Source organism: Chroococcidiopsis sp. CCNUC1 (assembly GCF_023546805.1).
GTDB lineage: Bacteria > Cyanobacteriota > Cyanobacteriia > Cyanobacteriales > Chroococcidiopsidaceae > Chroococcidiopsis > Chroococcidiopsis thermalis.
Genome location: NZ_CP097480.1, coordinates 4,818,151 through 4,835,062 on the forward strand (window position 1 = coordinate 4,818,151; position 16,912 = coordinate 4,835,062).

The 16,912-nt window shown below is 46.2% G+C and carries 15 protein-coding genes and 1 pseudogene; 4 read left to right on the forward strand and 12 right to left on the reverse strand.

The genetic code is table 11. The annotated features are described in order from the left end of the window. Positions 1-15: 15 nt before the first annotated feature. The 6 genes from M5J74_RS22125 to M5J74_RS22150 all read right to left on the reverse strand — a co-directional run bounded on the left by M5J74_RS22125 (position 16) and on the right by M5J74_RS22150 (position 6,553). On the reverse strand, positions 16-2,034 hold the full coding sequence (locus M5J74_RS22125; RefSeq protein ID WP_250013203.1) for an ATP-binding protein: 2,019 nt from the start codon (positions 2,032-2,034) through the stop codon (positions 16-18). After that, the gene (locus tag M5J74_RS22130; protein ID WP_041462564.1) at positions 2,024-2,242 is read right to left on the reverse strand and encodes a hypothetical protein; all 219 of its coding nucleotides are present in this window, start codon (positions 2,240-2,242) and stop codon (positions 2,024-2,026) included. Before M5J74_RS22130 ends, M5J74_RS22125 begins: the two co-directional genes overlap by 11 nt. A 10-nt stretch (positions 2,243-2,252) precedes the next feature. Beyond that, on the reverse strand, positions 2,253-2,642 hold the full coding sequence (locus M5J74_RS22135) for a response regulator (RefSeq protein WP_015156174.1): 390 nt from the start codon (positions 2,640-2,642) through the stop codon (positions 2,253-2,255). Between the two features lie 164 nt (positions 2,643-2,806). Further along, on the reverse strand, positions 2,807-4,156 hold the full coding sequence (locus tag M5J74_RS22140; RefSeq protein ID WP_106218645.1) for an alkaline phosphatase: 1,350 nt from the start codon (positions 4,154-4,156) through the stop codon (positions 2,807-2,809). Positions 4,157-4,744: 588 nt separating this feature from the next. Next, positions 4,745-5,848, reverse strand: coding sequence for a tRNA guanosine(34) transglycosylase Tgt (gene tgt, locus M5J74_RS22145; protein ID WP_250013205.1), 1,104 nt, complete (start codon positions 5,846-5,848; stop codon positions 4,745-4,747). 132 nt (positions 5,849-5,980) lie between these two features. Further along, positions 5,981-6,553, reverse strand: a complete 573-nt coding sequence (locus M5J74_RS22150; protein ID WP_250013213.1) for a TetR/AcrR family transcriptional regulator — start codon at positions 6,551-6,553, stop codon at positions 5,981-5,983. 134 nt (positions 6,554-6,687) lie between these two features. On the opposite strand from M5J74_RS22150, the gene M5J74_RS22155 reads away from it, so the two are divergent. The 3 genes from M5J74_RS22155 (at position 6,688) to M5J74_RS22165 (ending at position 8,214) form a co-directional block, all read left to right on the forward strand. Then, a complete protein-coding gene (locus M5J74_RS22155; RefSeq protein WP_250013215.1) occupies positions 6,688-7,071 on the forward strand; it encodes a Rid family detoxifying hydrolase in 384 nt (127 codons plus the stop codon). Between the two features lie 22 nt (positions 7,072-7,093). Then, positions 7,094-7,561 carry a cupin domain-containing protein gene (locus M5J74_RS22160; RefSeq protein WP_250013216.1) on the forward strand — a complete coding sequence of 156 codons (468 nt, stop codon included), beginning with the start codon at positions 7,094-7,096 and terminating at the stop codon, positions 7,559-7,561. Positions 7,562-7,662: 101 nt separating this feature from the next. After that, on the forward strand, positions 7,663-8,214 hold the full coding sequence (locus M5J74_RS22165) for a universal stress protein (protein WP_015156181.1): 552 nt from the start codon (positions 7,663-7,665) through the stop codon (positions 8,212-8,214). Between the two features lie 69 nt (positions 8,215-8,283). Here M5J74_RS22165 and M5J74_RS22170 read toward each other — a convergent pair whose 3' ends face one another. From M5J74_RS22170 to M5J74_RS22190, 5 genes are all read right to left on the reverse strand, one after another. Then, on the reverse strand, positions 8,284-8,436 hold the full coding sequence (locus M5J74_RS22170) for a hypothetical protein (protein WP_158631944.1): 153 nt from the start codon (positions 8,434-8,436) through the stop codon (positions 8,284-8,286). Beyond that, complete coding sequence (locus M5J74_RS22175; protein WP_015156182.1) at positions 8,420-8,581, reverse strand: hypothetical protein; 162 nt, start codon at positions 8,579-8,581, stop codon at positions 8,420-8,422. Before M5J74_RS22175 ends, M5J74_RS22170 begins: the two co-directional genes overlap by 17 nt. 90 nt (positions 8,582-8,671) lie before the next feature. Continuing rightward, the gene (locus tag M5J74_RS22180; RefSeq protein WP_106218641.1) at positions 8,672-9,634 is read right to left on the reverse strand and encodes a hypothetical protein; all 963 of its coding nucleotides are present in this window, start codon (positions 9,632-9,634) and stop codon (positions 8,672-8,674) included. Between the two features lie 672 nt (positions 9,635-10,306). Beyond that, entirely contained in the window at positions 10,307-12,493 is a 2,187-nt protein-coding gene (gene katG, locus M5J74_RS22185; protein ID WP_106547278.1) for a catalase/peroxidase HPI, read from the reverse strand. 268 nt (positions 12,494-12,761) lie between these two features. Continuing rightward, positions 12,762-13,172 (reverse strand): site-specific integrase, encoded by a 411-nt coding sequence (locus M5J74_RS22190; protein WP_250013218.1) that lies wholly within the window; start codon positions 13,170-13,172, stop codon positions 12,762-12,764. A gap of 530 nt (positions 13,173-13,702) precedes the next feature. On the opposite strand from M5J74_RS22190, the pseudogene M5J74_RS33615 reads away from it, so the two are divergent. Next, positions 13,703-16,473 (forward strand): annotated as a pseudogene (locus M5J74_RS33615) (cation-transporting P-type ATPase). On the opposite strand, the gene fosX reads toward M5J74_RS33615, so the two are convergent. Next, complete coding sequence (gene fosX / locus M5J74_RS22205; RefSeq protein ID WP_250013231.1) at positions 16,448-16,906, reverse strand: FosX/FosE/FosI family fosfomycin resistance hydrolase; 459 nt, start codon at positions 16,904-16,906, stop codon at positions 16,448-16,450. The pseudogene M5J74_RS33615 and the gene fosX overlap by 26 nt on opposite strands. Positions 16,907-16,912: the final 6 nt, after the last annotated feature.

The window sequence follows — 16,912 nt, forward strand, 5'->3', positions numbered from 1 at the left end:
GTCCCTCCCTACTCCCTACTCCCTACTCCCTTGTCTCACAGGAAGAGTAAAAGTAACCTTCGTGCCTTGTCCTAAACCCGCACTCTCTAGACAGATTTTTCCTCCCATCAGTTCTACTAAACGCTGACAGACGGTTAAGCCTAATCCCGTACCTCCATAGCGCCGTTTCACCGAACCGTCTGCTTGGACAAAAGGCTCAAATAATACTGCTGCTTGGCTTGGTTCGATCCCAATTCCAGTATCAGTTACCGAAATTTCAATTGCTGGTTCGTCAGTTTTGGTAATTGCTCGAATGCAAACTTGTCCGGTTTCAGTAAATTTAAAAGCGTTAGCCAAGAGGTTAGTTAGGACTTGTCGCAGTCGGAATTTATCGGCATAAATGCGCTCGACTTGACAATCGATGCTTAAGGGAATAGCCTTACAATTGCTCTCAATTTGAAATAAACGTTGTAGTTCTGTCAATAGAGGCATTAGCTCAAATTCTTCCCAATGCATCACCAATCTTCCGGCTTCAATTTTTGCCAGGTCGAGAATATCGTTAATTAAGGTGACGAGATTTTCTGCTGATTGATAGGCAATTTGAATGTATTCTTTTAACTCTACTTCGTTGTAGTAAAGTCCTTCTTTGAGCAATTTCAAATAATTAAGCGTGGCTGCTAAAGGCGTGCGTAATTCATGACTGGTGGAGGAGAGAAAATCTGATTTGAGGCGATTGGCTTCTTCTGCCAGGGTGCGGGCAGTCTTTAGTTCTTGATTACGTCTTTCTAACAATTGCCTCTGTTGTCGTTCGTATTCATGTAATCGGTGCTGCATGACGGCAAGTGAGAGATGATTGGCTAGGGCTTGGACTAATTCTATTTCCGAACTCGTCCATTCTTTGCTTTGTCCTCGTTTTAATTCTCGCCAAGCCTCAAAAGAATGCCTCACTCTGGAAATACGTTCGTCAGGATCGAATCTTCCCGCCCAGGTAATATCAGTATCGATCGCATCGCGGAAAATGGTCAGGCAACCCAAGGTTTCACTACCATAATGCAAGGGCATAACAAATAGGCTGCGGATATTCGTAGTTTGAAAGGCAGGAGCAACTTCTAGTAACTCCGGTGCTTGATAAAGATTGGCGATCGCCACATACCCGTGCTGGGGGTTTCTACCAACACCAGCCATCAACTGTTGCCAAAATGGAGCGTTCTCCAACATCCCTTGAGGTTGGGCTTTATCGGTATAAATTTCTGTGATTTGTGCTTGCCCTGTAGGACAAAGATATAGTCTGCCACCAGAACCATCAACGCTGTTGACAATACTTTCAAGAGCAATTTGTAAAATTGTTTGAATTGAGTGGGGAGAGTGAAGCAGAGTTGAAATTTTGTTGATTAATTCTTGGCGAATAGCTCTTTCGCGTGCTTGCGTCAATAGTTGAGATTGAGAAATTGCGATCGCGAGGTGTTCTACCACGAGTCGCACCACGTCTAATTGTTCCTGACGAAAAGTTTTTGGTTGCGCGTGGTGACAAGCCAGCAGTCCCCACAACTGGCAATCGTGAAGAATTGGGATGACTAGGGAAGACTGCACCCCCATAGCTGTGAGATATTCGACGTGACAAGGATCGACGGGGCGTTGGAGAATTTCTGTAACAGTTCTTTGCTGAACTTCCTCTAACGTCAAATCTCCTGTAGTTTGGGGAGATTTTAAATAGCTGAGGCTAATCTGTTGTTGGGGAACGTCCACAATCGATCGCGCCCCAATTTTGACAAACATCTCCCGTGCGTGGGCAGGAATATCATCTGCGGGAAAGTGCAACCCTAGCAAAGATGGTAAACGCTTTGCCGCGATCGCTTCAGCAATCACTTGTCCCGTTCCATCAGGATGAAATTTATAAACTTTGACTCTATCTATTTGTAAAAATGCCCGAATCTCCTGCACTGCAACAGAGAGAATCTGCTGTAGTTCCAAAGATTGATGGATGCGATTCGTAATCCGATTTAACAGAGAATTTCGGTTCAGTCCCGCTCGATTTGGATGTTTTTTATGACGCATATTTTTGAAAGTCGGGAGTCGAGAGGATAAGAGGATAAGGGGGACAAGGAAGACAAGGGGGACAAGGGAGAGCGCTCTCGAAAATTCTTTGAGTGTCCTCCCGCATTTCCCATACTTCCAACACTTCCCACACCCTTTCTTCACTGGTCACTCTCTCAGCCCCCTCAGCTCCCTGCTCCCTGCTCCCTGCTCCCTGCTCCCTATTCACTGATAACTGATTACCTATTTACCAATAATTGTTGCAATTGCCGTGAAATCTCATCTAACCCTGCATCTTTAGCTAAGAAAGCATCAGCTTCTTTACAGAAAATCTCGCCACTATTCAATTCATTTTTTCCAATAAATGCGGTCACTAACACGAGAATGGGAGGTTCTAGTAAAACTTCTCTGATATAGCGAATAAATTTCCGCCCGTCAATTTCTCCGTAAGCATCGGGTGGCAGAGACAGATCGACCATAATTAAGTCATACTGCCGCACATCTTGAATCAAATCTTCGATGAGCGAGGTAGCATCGTTGAAAATAGACACTTCAAAGGTGTTTTTTAAAAAACGCTGAAGTGCCATGCACCAATTGCGATCGTCATCTAGTACTGCGATTCGGCACATGCAAAGGTAAGCCCATAAAACTTGATAAATCTTTACTAAACGCAGGCAAATTTTGACTAACTTCTTTTAGCTTAAAACTAGATAACCATTCGTTAGTTAAAAAAATAATTAAGCTAGAGGCGATCGCAAGGCAGGTACGATCTCTGCCTCACAAGATAGCACTTTTAAGGAGAGCTGGACGGCAAAGTTTTAGTAAATAAACTTCTATACATCAATCTATAAATCTCAGTATTATCTATAGTAGGTTGCATCCTTGCAGCGTTCATTCCGTGTGCTTTGGCAACAATCGATCCGGCATTGTCGGCAAAACCAGTCCAGGCGATCGCAAATGGAAAACGCTGTCCTCTAGCGTCGGGTGCAGAAACAAAAGGTAACGTACCTGTACCATCTCTACCATCCAAAGGTGCGCCATTTTTCTGTCTAGGAGGTAAAGGCTGGTTCAGTGGCATATTGCTTATCTGTTCGCCAATGACTTCTAACCCGCTAGCATCGCTATCTGCGGCTGTTAATAACATAGTATTGGGATTTTGCTCGATAAACTTCATTGCTACCCCAACTGCATCATCTGCCCGTTTCATGGCTTCGAGACAGCCTTTAGCATTGTTGTAATTAGAAAAGTTATCCGTTCCTTCCTCCTCTTGAACGATAAAAAAGGGTTTCGATCTATTAGATAAAACCCTCAGCGTTGTTTGTAACATTTCTGCCGCAGTTGGCGCACTCTCGACATACAACGGTAGCTTTTGCTTTTTCAAATCCTCTTCTGGTTCATCGTTGTAAGTATCTTCAGCTGCAAATATGCCTAAAACTTTTTTGGTGTTAGTGGGTAGTTTCAATAGTTCCTCGCGGTTGTATACTACAGCATAACCTTTACGTTTTGCTAGATCGATTAGATTTACGCCGTCTTCTCGTTTACCTGACTTAGCGTGTCGTCCAGTTTTTTCTTTAGGAAGATACCAAATTTCTCCACCACCCAAAATGATATCTACGCCAGACTCAACAATTTGTTTGGTAATCTCTGCGTGTGCTTGACGATTTTTTACCTTAGCTAAGAAAGCACCAGTACCAGGTTCGCTAATAATACCAGAGTTAATAATTGCTGTTGGAATACCTTGGGCGATCGCTTCTTGCATAATTGTCTGTGGCTTGCCTGAAAGCGCCGTCATTGGCTTTCCAGTTTCGTCTAAGCCGTAGGAGTCAGCATCTACCTTCACTCCCGTAGCATGAGTCACAGCGCCAGCATTAGAAGTGGCAGTCAGCTGATTTTTCATGTGTCCTAAATAGACACCAAGATGAGACATGCGATCCCAATTCAGCCTACCATCGGAACCGTAATTGAGAAAACGGGCAGCTCCCCAATGGGCAGCACTCGTACCATCGGGATGCAGAAAAATAACATTTCCAGTATCAAGGCTAGTACTTTGATTCGTCTGGGAAAAAGTGCGGGCAACAATAGTTAAAGTTGCGATCGCAGTTGTGGCAACTAAACCAATTGCGAATGGTTTGCGTAGCGTCATATAAAAAATCTTAGTAATTGGTAATTGGTAATTGGTGTTAGTTCTTTTGGCTCAGCCCATGTACATTTATATTGACTCTGTCTTCATCTGTCTTTAATCGTCAGGTGGGCATTGCCCACCATACATTGAAATTCTATTTTTAGTTTTATTTAAAAGTATTAGCCCAAATAATTAAAATAAAAAATAATAACAAAGGAATGCTAGATGTAAATGTAGCAAGTCCTAAAATAATCCTCCATGTCTTGTTTTTCCACTCTAACCCAACCAAAACCGTGCCAATCATAATAAAAATACTACTTGTTACGAGCATGACTAGACCAAGCCATCCAACTGCATAGCTACATCCCCATCCCTCACAACCTAAACTATCTTGGTCGATTGTTAACAATTCATACAATAATTTTGCTGGATACCAGCACCATAAAATAAACAAAATTTTGAATAATAAGAATAATAATCTTAATATTTTTGCAGCGATCCAGCAATTCTTCTCATAAGAATTAGGGGATATTCTTTAAAAATTTAGAAATATATTTAGTAGGGGCGCACAGATGTGCGCCCCTATCGTTTTATTAACGTGCCGATCTGCTAACTCAACCACTCAGCAAATTCTGTCGTAAAGCGATCGCTAATTATTGCCTCTCGAATCTTTTGGGTAAACCGAACTAATTCTGTAATATTATGAATGGTCAACAAAGTATAAGCTAAAATTTCTTGCGATCGCACCAAATGAGAAATATACGCCCGCGTGAAATTTTGGCAAGTGTAACAAGGACAAGTTTCATCTAAAGGTTGAAAATCTTCCCGATATTGAGAATTTTTTAAATTCCACCGTTCCCCCTTTACCAAAGCTGCGCCATGACGGGCAAGGCGTGTAGGAATCACGCAGTCAAATAGATCCATACCAGACGCGATCGCTTGTGCCATTTCTTTATACGTGCCTACCCCCATCAAATATCTAGGCTTATCTACTGGTAGCATGGGAGTTGTCGCTTGTACGATCTTGGCAATCAGTTCTGGTGGTTCCCCTACACTCACGCCACCAATCGCATATCCAGGTAAATCTAACCCTGCCAAAGCCTCAGCCGCCGCCGCCCGTAATTCTGGGTAGACTCCCCCTTGGACGATACCAAATAACGCCTGATCGGGGCGCTGGTGGGCGCTAATACAACGTTCTAGCCAGCGGTATGTCCTTTGTGTCGCTGCTTCTACCTCCTCACGACTGGCGGGATAGGGGGGGCATTCATCAAATGCCATAATCACATCAGCACCCAAAGCATTTTGGATTTGGATCGATCGCTCTGGGGTTAAATTAATCATCTGTCCGTCATGAGGCGATCGAAATATTACCCCATCATCGGTAATCTGCCGCATTTCGCTCAAACTGAAAACCTGAAAACCGCCAGAATCAGTCAAGATTGGTTGATTCCAGCGCATGAACTGGTGTAATCCCCCAGCTTTTTCGACAATCCTTTCCCCTGGTTGCAAATGCAAGTGATAGGTATTTGCCAAAACCATCTGCGCCCCTGTTTCCTGAAGTTGTGTGGGAGTGACGGTTTTCACATTTGCCAGCGTCCCTACGGGCATAAAGCGGGGAGTTTCAACCGCACCATGAGGAGTGTAAAAGACACCTGCACGGGCTTTAGTTTGGCTGCAACGAGTGGAAACTTGGAAGGAAAATTGCGTAGTCAATTCAGTTATCAGTAGAGAGTGGTGCGCGGTGCGTGGGGTGTTGCAGCGAGCGGCAAAGCGGATAAGCCGATATTAGCTGCGTCGTGGTGCGTGAAAATACTTCTTACCCAATGACAAATGACCAATTACCCATTACCCATTACCATCGACTAATTGAGCAACAATAGGTTTCAATCTTACATCAAAACCTTCGATTCCAAATAACCGCCTTTGGGTAAATGCACCGTCAATTAATAGCAGGAGATGAACGCCTAACTGTTGAGGGTTGTCTACTCCCACTGCTTCAGCTAAAGACACGAGGCGATCGCGAATTGCTATCCTATTAGATACAGCTAATTGATGCGCCGGATGTTCTAGTTCCGGTAACTCCGATGCTGTCACCAAGAACGGACAACCGTAACATTCGGGTTTTGTCAAATACTTGTCTAACCAGGCAAATAAAGCAATTATCTGCTGTTTCGGCTCGTTTGGGTATCGGGCGATCGCAATTTCAAATAATCGCTTGAAGCTGTTTTGACGTTCCTCTAAATACGCCACCACTAAGTCATCCTTAGAAGGAAAGTAGCGGTATAGCGTCGTTTTGGCAACTCCTGACTGAGCAATAATTGTATCTACTCCTACTGCCCGAATTCCTTCGCGGTAGAACAGATCGTCAGCAACTTCTAGAATCTTCTGGCGGGTTGAGGTTTTGCGATCGCTTGACATTGTTTTCTCTTCATCTTGGCATCTCATCAGGGCATAGCATTGGTATCTCCCTATTGACATGATACAGACCTGTCTGTTACATCTTCTAATGGCAGTAACAATACAGACCTGTCTGTTTCTATTAATTGATATCTATGCCTAAACGAGTTGTGTATGCGCCAGATGTAGCAATTCCCGTCAAAGCTTATTCCCAGGCTATCGATGCAGGAAGTTTAGTATTTTGTTCGGGACAACTTGCATACGATGCTAAAAACGATGCAGTATTTTCAGAATCAGCGGCAGAACAAACTGATTATTTAATGCAGAACATTCAAGTGATTTTGGATGCGGCTGGTTTACAGTGGCAAGACGTAGTAAAGACGACTATTTTCTTGACCAATATGAATGATTTTGTATCCGTCAATGAAGTTTATGCCCGCTATTTCGATCTCGATCCTCCAGCGCGATCGACCATTGGTGTAAATGCATTAGCCAAGGGAGCCAAAGTCGAAATAGAAGTTATTGCTAGCAGAACTTAAAGTCTCAAAAGGAGTCAAAAATATGACAGCATTTGACTATAAAACAAAGCATGGTGAAAACTTTACTGTAGCTAATATAGGTAAGTTGTCGCAGCTACATCATTTCTCCTTTCAACTACCATCAAGAGTAATTGAAGTTGAAGGCAAGTTATTTATTAAGCAAATTGTAGATTTAACAAGTTGTGAAATCTCCTTCAATAAGCTACCAGCAAAAGTAGCAATTCCTTTCTATCACAAACACAAGCAAAATGAAGAAGTTTATCTCTTCCTTCAAGGTGAAGGTGAATTTCAAATTGATGGTGAGATTTTTCCCATCAGTGAAGGAACAGTAGTACGAGTCGATCCTGATGGCGAGAGAACTCTTAGAAATATTTTAAATGAAGATTTGGTCTATATTGTTATTCAATCTCAGGCTAACAGTTACAAGGGACATACAATTTTGGATGGTGTTGCAATAGATAAAAAAGTGAATTGGGTAAATTCCGTTTAACATCCTCACAACTTCCTCAAAGTTTTTTACTAAGTTTGTAAATGGGTAGAGAACAGTAACCAATTACCAATTACCAACAATACATTTGGAGGTAACTTCATATGTTTCAAAAAATATTAGTAGCGCTCGATACTTCTAGTCTTAATCGCAGCGTTTTTGAGGAAGCACTAGGCTTAGCAAAGGCACTTAATGCTAGCGTCATGCTATTACACGTACTCTCTGCTGAAGAAGAGGGTAGCCCAGATATTTATATGATGTCCCATGCAGACTACTATCAGGGATATGGGATGAGTAGCGAAATCATCCAAATGCAGCGCCAGCGATGGGACGAGTTTGCAAATAAAGGACTGGAAATGCTGCAAAGTTTTACAGATGAAGCAACTGCGGCGGGAGTGAAAACGGAGTTTAGTCAGATAGCTGGTAGTCCTAGCCGTACTGTCTGCGAGTTTGCGCGAAATTGGCAAGCTGACTTAATTATTATGGGTCGTCGGGGTCACTCTGGTTTGAGCGAATTGTTTATGGGTAGTGTCAGCAACTACGTCCTGCATCACGCTCCCTGCTCCGTACTTACGGTACAACATTCAGCGGTGAATCGCGACACAGAAGCAGAACACGTTACACCTGCGATGAGACATTATCGATCGAGTAACTAATTGAAATTTTGCTAACGGCGATCGCTTACAGTTGTATCTACTTTATTTACTTTTTTGGCAAGTCATTTGCTAGAAAATGCATACAGTACCAGAAGAAGCACTGTAGTTACTAGATGAATTGCGGATCGTAACGCGATCGCCATTTCTGACATTTACACCTTGCGATCGGAGAACGGATCGAGACGTGAAGACGCGAAAAGTTCTATCAATCAGCAGGCGCATCACCCGTTTTAGGAACTTCACCTGCTTCTGAAATAGGATCTTCTGGGTTTTCACTGTCCTCGACCGCAGGAGATTTCACTTCTACTTCTGGTGCCACTTTTTGTTGAACTTCAGAGGTGACTTTCTCTTGTTTTCGATCTGTCATAACTCCTATCCTCTTAAATTAGAACTGAAGTTCATTCTAAAAAGATTCTCAATATTCATTCCTCTTCCTAAAAGATTGTTTGTGGCTGCGTTATGAAAAATTCAAGCAGTGAATTGGTGGCAGATCTGAGGCGAACTGTTTCCATGTCAAGCCCGCATCCTCTGATAGGAAGATCTGACCTTTACTCGTACCAAAAACAGTTCTATCCTTTAACGCCACAAGGCTTCCCGTATCAATGTTGTGTGAAAACCACTGCGGCAAACCTCGATCGCACTTCTCGAAAGTCCCCGCTCGGTCGAGCGATCGCCGATAAATTGCTGCTTTAGCACCAGATGGACCGCTAGAGGTACTTATCAAGACTGTCTCGCCACAAATAGCAACAGCGCGGGAGTACGTGGAGTGTAGGTTAGCTCGATCCAAGCTCCATGTATCGCCTCTATCTGTACTCGTAGCCAATCCTTCTGCTGTAGCTGCTAGCACGACACCAGGACGATCTGGAACAGTGATGACTTGGTGAACATCCCAGTGCAAATCGATAGTTGGCTGCCACGAACGTCCGCGATCTTGGGAACGCAAGATGCCACCAACGTGTACGTTGGCATAAAGTTCGCCCGATTGTCCTCCTGCCATAGAGCGAACATCTGGCAACCCACCCCAAGGTGTATACCACTCGTCTCGCCCTTGAGCTGTATCAAAACTTTGGATGAATTCAATGCCACCATCTACAATCCAGAAAAGATGAGCATTAGATGTACCGACCAGAACTTTCCCACTCAGTGGCTGAATGCAATTCAACTGCAAATCTTGAATACTTGGGGCTACTACTTGCCATTCACCCTCAGAATCGCGATGCCATACCGACTTGCCATCAACCACCGCCCATAGTCCGTTCAGGCTTGGAGCGATCGCAGTGATACTGTGACCCTCCAGTTCCATCCACTGCTGGGATGCTGTAAACCATACCAAACCGGCAGATGTTCCTACTGTTAATGAATGCTCCTGATTTACACCAGTTTCTTTTGACGCTATTTTTTGTTGCACAAATTCAGTCATATCTAGACTCCCTTTCCCGATCTCTCCGGTTGGCTCAGACAAAAGAGAATTGCGGAATTAACTTTCTAAACATATTTCTTTAGTTTCACTCTAGCACCTTCGGTAGTCCTACACGAGTAAGGATGTAAGTCATAGATGAAGAGGTCTTTCAAGGACTTTGTTGCATGAATAAGAGAAAGTCACGCCTCACCTTTAATGATGCGGTGATTAGCCTTCTACTTTGTAACTAAATGTGCTTTGTCGGACGCTGCCAACTCAATTCTCATCACTATAAACAACGACTCCAAAAAGCTTTCTGTTTGCCGTCCTGCCAGATGAAACAACGATTGAATCGTGCCCCGAAGTAGTAACCGCTGTGTCACTGTAATAGTTAGAGGCTCCCCGTCTCCCAGTATGCTTGCTCGTTGCGCCATTGCTCAATCACTGCCTCACTCATCCAGAAGCTAATACTGCCTCAATGCCCTTCGGACGCACTCAATCTCGCAAGTCTCGCTGCTCCACTGAGGGAATAAAACTGGCAACGTACAAGTCAGGGTCTAAAGCTAGGGCGGCGTTTCAACTTGTCTTGAAACGCCGCCCTCATTATTGTCTCTGGCTTTCACCTGCGCTCAGGATTTCTGCCGGTTTGCGTAGCCTCAACCTGCGATCGCCCAATGACCGTGGAAGTTACGCTTAGAAGCGGTCGAGGTTCATCACCTTGTCCCACGCTGCCACAAAGTCATGCACAAACTTCTGCTGCGAATCCTCAGATCCGTAGACTTCCGCGAGGGCGCGTAGCTGAGAGTTTGAGCCGAAGATGAGGTCAACACGGGTAGCAGTCCACTTGAGTTCGCCTGTCTTGCGACTGCTCCCCTCGAACTCATATTCATCTTCAGCGATCGCTTTCCATGTCGTGCCCAGGTCAAGCAGGTTAACGAAGAAGTCATTGGTCAACGTCTCTGGGCGATCGGTGAAGACACCGTGTTTGGACGCTCCAAAGTTCGTACCCAGGACGCGCAAGCCGCCCACGAGAACCGTCATCTCAGGGGCTGACAGGGTCAGCAATTGCGCCCGATCGACTAGCAACTCCTCAAGCGATTCGCTGTGTTTGCCGCTAGAGTAGTTGCGGAACCCGTCCGCGGTTGGCTCAAGCACGGCGAAGGACTCGACATCCGTTTTCTCTTGGGACGCATCCGCACGTCCAGGCTTGAAGGGAACTTTGACCTCATGCCCAGCGTTCTTCGCCGCTTGTTCAATGCCCACGCATCCGCCCAGAACGATCGAGTCAGCGAGCGAAACCCGCTTTCCGCCAGACTGTGAGCTGTTGAATTCTTCTTGGATCGCCTCCAGGGTTTGCAGCACTGTTGCGAGTTGGGTCGGCTGGTTGACTTCCCAGTCCTTCTGAGGCGCAAGACGAATGCGCGCTCCGTTCGCTCCACCGCGCTTGTCAGACCCACGGAACGTTGATGCCGATGCCCAGGCAGTCGAAACGAGTTGTGAGACAGACAGTCCCGAAGCAAGAATCTTACCTTTGAGCGCGGCGATGTCCTGCTCATCAATCAATTCATGGGTGACCGCGGGGATGGGATCTTGCCACAAGAACTCTTCCGCTGGCACCTCTGAACCGAGATAGCGCGATCGGGGACCCATATCGCGATGTGTCAGCTTGAACCACGCCTTGGCAAATGCGTCGGCGAACTCATCTGGGTTCTCATGATAACGCCGTGAAATCGGCTCGTAGATGGAGTCCATCTTCATAGCCATGTCCGCCGTGGTCATCATAGGAGCGTGCCGCTTCGACGGATCGTGCGCGTCAGGCACCGTATCCGCGCCAGCACCGTTCTTCGGTTTCCATTGCCACGCACCAGCGGGACTCTTTGTCAGCTCCCAGTCATATTTGAATAGGGTGTCGAGATAGGTGTTGTCCCACTGCGTTGGAGTAGGAGTCCATGCACCTTCAATACCGCTAGTGATCGCATCAACGCCTACACCCGTGTTGAAAGCGCTCTTCCAGCCGAGACCCTGCTCTACAATGCTTGCCCCCCCAGGCTCATGACCTACGTGCGACGATTCGCCCGCACCATGACATTTGCCAAAGGTATGTCCACCGGCAACCAGCGCCACCGTTTCTTCATCGTTCATCGCCATCCGACCAAAGGTTTCGCGAATATCGCGCCCTGAGCCGATCGGATCGGGTTCGCCGCTTGGTCCTTCTGGGTTCACGTAGATCAGACCCATCTGAACGGCAGCGAGGGGATTTAAAAGCACTCGATCGTCGTCGTAACGCTCGCCACCTAGCCAAGCTTTCTCAGAACCCCAGTAGATGTCTTCCTCTGGTGCCCAGATGTCCTCGCGCCCGCCGGCAAAGCCGATCGTCTTGAAGCCCATCGACTCAAGCGCGCAGTTGCCAGCGAAGATCATGAGGTCAGCCCAGGAGATTTTCTTGCCGTATTTCTGCTTGATTGGCCAAAGCAACATGCGCGCCTTGTCGAGGTTAGCATTGTCGGGCCAACTGTTGAGCGGCTCAAACCGCTGGCTACCCGACCCTGCGCCGCCGCGACCGTCACCGATCCGATACGTACCTGCGCTGTGCCACGCCATCCGAATGAAGAGAGGACCATAATGACCGTAGTCGGCTGGCCACCAGTCCTGAGAGGTAGTCATCAGCTCAAAGATATCTGCCCTCACAGCCGCTAAGTCGAGCTTCTTGAATTCCTCAGCGTAGTTGAACGCCTCACTCATGGGATTAGCCTGGGGTGAGTGCTGGTGGAGGATGCTCAGATTCAAATACTTCGGCCACCAGTCTCGGTTCGACGGCATATGACGAGCCGTAAGTTTCTGACCTCCGCCCGTAAACGGGCATCCGCTCTCGCTGCTCATATTATCTCCTGTCTTTGGAAAAACGCTAATCTACAGTTGCAAATTGGAGCTACCGAGAAAGCGATTTAAATTGCCATGAAATAGTCACGAATTTAATCATAATCGGTATGACTCCGTTTTAGCAGCACCCTTAAACTATTGTAATAAGTGCGCTCGGCTTTGTTGCATAAATAAATTGAGAGCGCCCTTCCCTCTTCTAGAGAGAAATTAGTTTTTTACTTTGTAGCTATTGGGCTTACCCAGTTGAGTTCGATCGGCAGCACCAACTCTACCGAAAAGAGAATAAATGAGTCGAAGCACCTCTAATCCTCGCTCGCTGGCAAGCAGCTCTGAGGATCGGATCGGCAGCTGCTCTAGTGAGTGGCTTGTTTCCATTGCGTTCTGGAAATAACAGACCAGACGGTGGATCGTCAGCTGCTAAATATCCCTGTAGCTTCGGGTGCTCTGGCAGCGTGCGCGTGGCAATCTTGCCCTTGGTAGTACATTTACGCAGCGTCACCACACTACCCGCTAAATCTTCAGCCGTCAGCGCCAGCACTTCACTAACGCGACAGGCGCAGTAATAAGCGATCGCAAATAGCAGTTTGTCTCTAGGGGTGAGGAAGCCGCGTGTGAATAGGCGTTCTATAGCAGTTCTAAATGATTTGTAAAGTAGGCTTTTAGCCTGCTCCACGTTCATGAATCAAATAGGATTGCTATAGGCAATAGCTAGTAAATTTTGTTAATGGACAAAAATTGTGTTTGCAAGATGCAGAGAGAATCGTCAGAGTCAGAATTTTTGCTCCCGCACTCAACGCTACTTTAAGCTTTTGTTGTTTTCTCTCTACTGGTAGTTTCCATTTCAATAGGAGTGCAGAACGCTTGAATCACGGTAGTTGGTGTAGGTAACGGCATCACGTTACACTTTCGCACTCAGAGGAAGTGCGATCGCACTTTATAACAAATGTAGTTTCTATTAATACCTCGATAGCCAGATAAATTTATCCTTAGTTAAGAGATGAAACAAAACTGCGCTCAGCTTTCACTCAAAATTACCTAAAGTTGAATTATTGGTATTTTTTTGTCACTTTCTCATCATATTTATCTCTAAAACTGAAATAAAAGATGTCATTTATTCTAGTTAGGGTTAGCAATTATGTTGTCCATCATTTGCCTTGTTTGGTCTCTTGCAAAAGCCTTGCACTTTAATTAACGCCATAGAAACAAACAATGACAACCTCTGCAACAGGTAGCCAATTAGAACCTCAATATCACGAACTCGCAGCCCAGGCAGTAGCCCACTCGCTGAATACTAACTCAGATAGGGGCTTAACAGCAGCAGAAGTTAGGCAACGGTTGAACCAGTATGGGGAAAACGAACTCAAGGCTAAACCAGGTAAACCAGCATGGTGGCGCTTTTTATTGCAATTCAACCAGCCGCTACTTTATATCTTATTAATCGCCGGAATCATCAAAGCCTTTTTAGGTTCTTGGACAAATGCGATCGTGATTTGGGGTGTAACGGTAATTAACGCGATTATCGGTTTCGTGCAAGAATCAAAAGCAGAAGGGGCGATCGCCGCTTTAGCGCAAGCCGTCACTACAGAAGCAACTGTATTGCGCGACGGACAAAAGATTCGCCTTCCCTCACGAGAAATCGTACCTGGAGATATCGTCATGCTGGCTTCTGGCGATAAAGTGCCAGCCGATCTGCGCTTGGTAAATAGCCGGAACTTGCAAGTAGACGAATCAGCTCTCACGGGCGAATCTGTCCCAGTGGAAAAGTCAACCGCTCCACTTCAGCCTGACGCTCCTTTAGCAGAACGGCTTAACATGGCATATGCAGGTAGCTTTGTTACCTTCGGACAGGGAAGCGGTATTGTCGTAGCAACAGCAGGCAATACGGAGGTAGGGCGCATTTCCCAAACCATCGAGCAACGGAGTAACCTGAGTACGCCCTTAACTCGCAAGTTTGACAAATTTAGCCGCACGTTACTCTACGTCATTTTAGGGCTGGCGGCGCTCACGTTAGCAGTAGGGTTGGGTCAAGGACAGACCTTTGCCGGAATGTTTGAAGCGGCTGTTGCCTTAGCAGTCAGCGCCATTCCTGAAGGACTACCAGCAGTGGTAACGGTGACGTTGGCAATTGGAGTCAACCGCATGGCACGCCGCCACGCGATTATCCGCAAGCTACCTGCGGTAGAAACTTTAGGCGGTGCAACAGTCATTTGCTCTGATAAAACAGGAACGCTAACCGAAAACCAAATGACAGTGCAAGCGATTTACGCTGGAGGCGATCGCTTTACTGTTAGCGGTACGGGTTACAGTCCAGAAGGGGAGATAAGAGAGCTGAGGGAGCTGAGGGAGAGGTTGCCTGTAGCTCTGGAAGAATGTTTAATCGCTGGGTTGTTGTGCAACGACTCTCACTTAGAAGAAAAAAACGATCGCTGGGTAGTCGTGGGCGATCCGACGGAAGGAGCTTTGATTGCAGTTGCTAAGAAAGCAGGGTTGAGTCAGTCCGAATTAGTAGAGTCAATTCCCAGAGTGGATGCAATTGGGTTTGAATCTCAGTTTCAGTACATGGCGACGTTGCATGAACTGGCGAGTGGGGAGTCGGTACGGGTGGGTTTAGAAACCCGCCCGTACGGGAGTGGGGAAGAATCTAAAGTTATTTATGTCAAGGGTTCTGTAGAAGCAATTTTGAGCCGCACTCGGCAAATGCTGGATCGAAACGGCAACTCTATTTCCATCAACCGCGCCGAAGTCGAACAGCAGGTTGAGTTAATGGCAAAGCAGGGATTACGAGTGCTGGCTTTTGCCAAAAAAACAGTAGGGATAACCAGACTTCTGTAGACCATAACGATATCGAATCCGATCTGGTTTTTATCGGCTTGCAGGGAATGATCGATCCACCACGCGCTGAAGCGATCGCCGCAGTACGCAACTGTCAGTCGGCAGGAATTGACGTGAAGATGATTACGGGCGACCACATTACCACAGCGAAAGCGATCGCCCTCCGCATGGGTTTGCAAAAAGATGGTAGGGTGGAGGCATTTGAAGGGCAGCAACTCGCCCAAATGGACGATCGCGAATTGGCGCAGGCGGTGGAAGAAGGTGTAGTTTTTGCCAGAGTCGCCCCAGCCCAAAAATTGCGGTTGGTAGAAGCATTACAAGCCAAAGGCGAAATTGTTGCCATGACGGGAGACGGGGTAAATGATGCCCCAGCCCTCAGACAAGCCGATATTGGCGTAGCGATGGGTGGTGCGGGAACGGATGTTGCTAGGGAAGCCGCCGATATGCTGCTGACGGATGATAACTTTGCTTCGATTGAAGCCGCAGTAGAGGAAGGACGGACGGTCTATCAAAATTTACGCAAGGCGATCGCGTTTATCTTACCCGTCAACGGTGGCGAGTCGATGACGATTTTAATTAGTGCTTTACTCGCCAGAGATCTACCAATTCTGTCTTTACAAGTCTTGTGGTTGAATATGGTCAACTCAGTGGCGATGACAGTGCCGCTTGCATTTGAACCCAAATCTGAGGGGGTAATGCAGCAACCGCCACGCAACCCAAGGGAACCGTTAATCTCAGGAAAACTGCTACAGCGGATTTTGGCAATTTCCGTTTTTAACTGGATTCTAATTTTTGGTTTCTTCGAGGGGGTACGTCGAAACACGGGAGATGTCACCTTGGCGCGAACGATGGCAATTCAAGCTTTGGTTGCAGCCAGAATCGTGTATTTATTGAGTATCAGCCATTTAGGGAAAGCGATCGCGCTGAAAATCCGTGGTAGAAAAGTTTCTATTAGTGGTACAAAGGCGATCGCGCTGGGTATTCTTGCCGCAGTCTTATTGCAAATTGTTTTCAGTCAATGGAGCGTCATGAATAATTTATTTGCTACTGCACCGTTGAATTTAGATCGGTGGTTAATCTGTCTGCTGCCTGCTTTACCGATGATTCCTTTGGCTATTTTGGTTAACTGGATCGATCGCCCTGAGTAAACAATTCAATTAGTGGTTCAACGTCTACAGTCGATCGCAAATATCGCTCTAGGCGTTGGTTGAGCGTTCCCGTGTGCAATTCAAACAGGTGATTGTCGTAGTCATAGAAGTACAGCGATTTTCCTTCACCTTCAACACGAGTGCGATCGCAGCGAACTTCTACACCAACTGCCTGAACTCGCTCAACATATCGAGCGAAATCTTCTTCATGAATTTTGAATGCAACATGGTTGTAAGTTCTGTGAGGAAGCGGCTCACCTTCCATGATTGCAATCCAAAGATGGTTGATGAGGAAAAATTTCTCTCGTGCAATTGAAAACGTTCTGTCAGCGCTTGTGTAAACTTCTTTTGCATCAAAGATCTGGGTAAGGAACGCTGTCATTCGCTCAAGGTCACGGACAATAAAGGTAATATGGCTGAGTCCTTCAATCATAGCAGT

Bases quoted from the DNA above. Each gene is read 5' to 3' on its own strand.
- M5J74_RS22125 (WP_250013203.1), bottom strand. From the start codon at position 2,034: ATGCGTCATAAAAAACATCCAAATCGAGCGGGACTGAACCGAAATTCT.
- M5J74_RS22135 (WP_015156174.1), bottom strand. From the start codon at position 2,642: ATGTGCCGAATCGCAGTACTAGATGACGATCGCAATTGGTGCATGGCA.
- M5J74_RS22140 (WP_106218645.1), bottom strand. From the start codon at position 4,156: ATGACGCTACGCAAACCATTCGCAATTGGTTTAGTTGCCACAACTGCG.
- M5J74_RS22150 (WP_250013213.1), bottom strand. From the start codon at position 6,553: ATGTCAAGCGATCGCAAAACCTCAACCCGCCAGAAGATTCTAGAAGTT.
- M5J74_RS22155 (WP_250013215.1), top strand. From the start codon at position 6,688: ATGCCTAAACGAGTTGTGTATGCGCCAGATGTAGCAATTCCCGTCAAA.
- M5J74_RS22160 (WP_250013216.1), top strand. From the start codon at position 7,094: ATGACAGCATTTGACTATAAAACAAAGCATGGTGAAAACTTTACTGTA.
- M5J74_RS22165 (WP_015156181.1), top strand. From the start codon at position 7,663: ATGTTTCAAAAAATATTAGTAGCGCTCGATACTTCTAGTCTTAATCGC.
- M5J74_RS22170 (WP_158631944.1), bottom strand. From the start codon at position 8,436: ATGCGCCTGCTGATTGATAGAACTTTTCGCGTCTTCACGTCTCGATCC.
- M5J74_RS22175 (WP_015156182.1), bottom strand. From the start codon at position 8,581: ATGACAGATCGAAAACAAGAGAAAGTCACCTCTGAAGTTCAACAAAAA.
- M5J74_RS22180 (WP_106218641.1), bottom strand. From the start codon at position 9,634: ATGACTGAATTTGTGCAACAAAAAATAGCGTCAAAAGAAACTGGTGTA.
- katG (WP_106547278.1), bottom strand. From the start codon at position 12,493: ATGAGCAGCGAGAGCGGATGCCCGTTTACGGGCGGAGGTCAGAAACTT.
- M5J74_RS22190 (WP_250013218.1), bottom strand. From the start codon at position 13,172: ATGAACGTGGAGCAGGCTAAAAGCCTACTTTACAAATCATTTAGAACT.
- fosX (WP_250013231.1), bottom strand. From the start codon at position 16,906: ATGATTGAAGGACTCAGCCATATTACCTTTATTGTCCGTGACCTTGAG.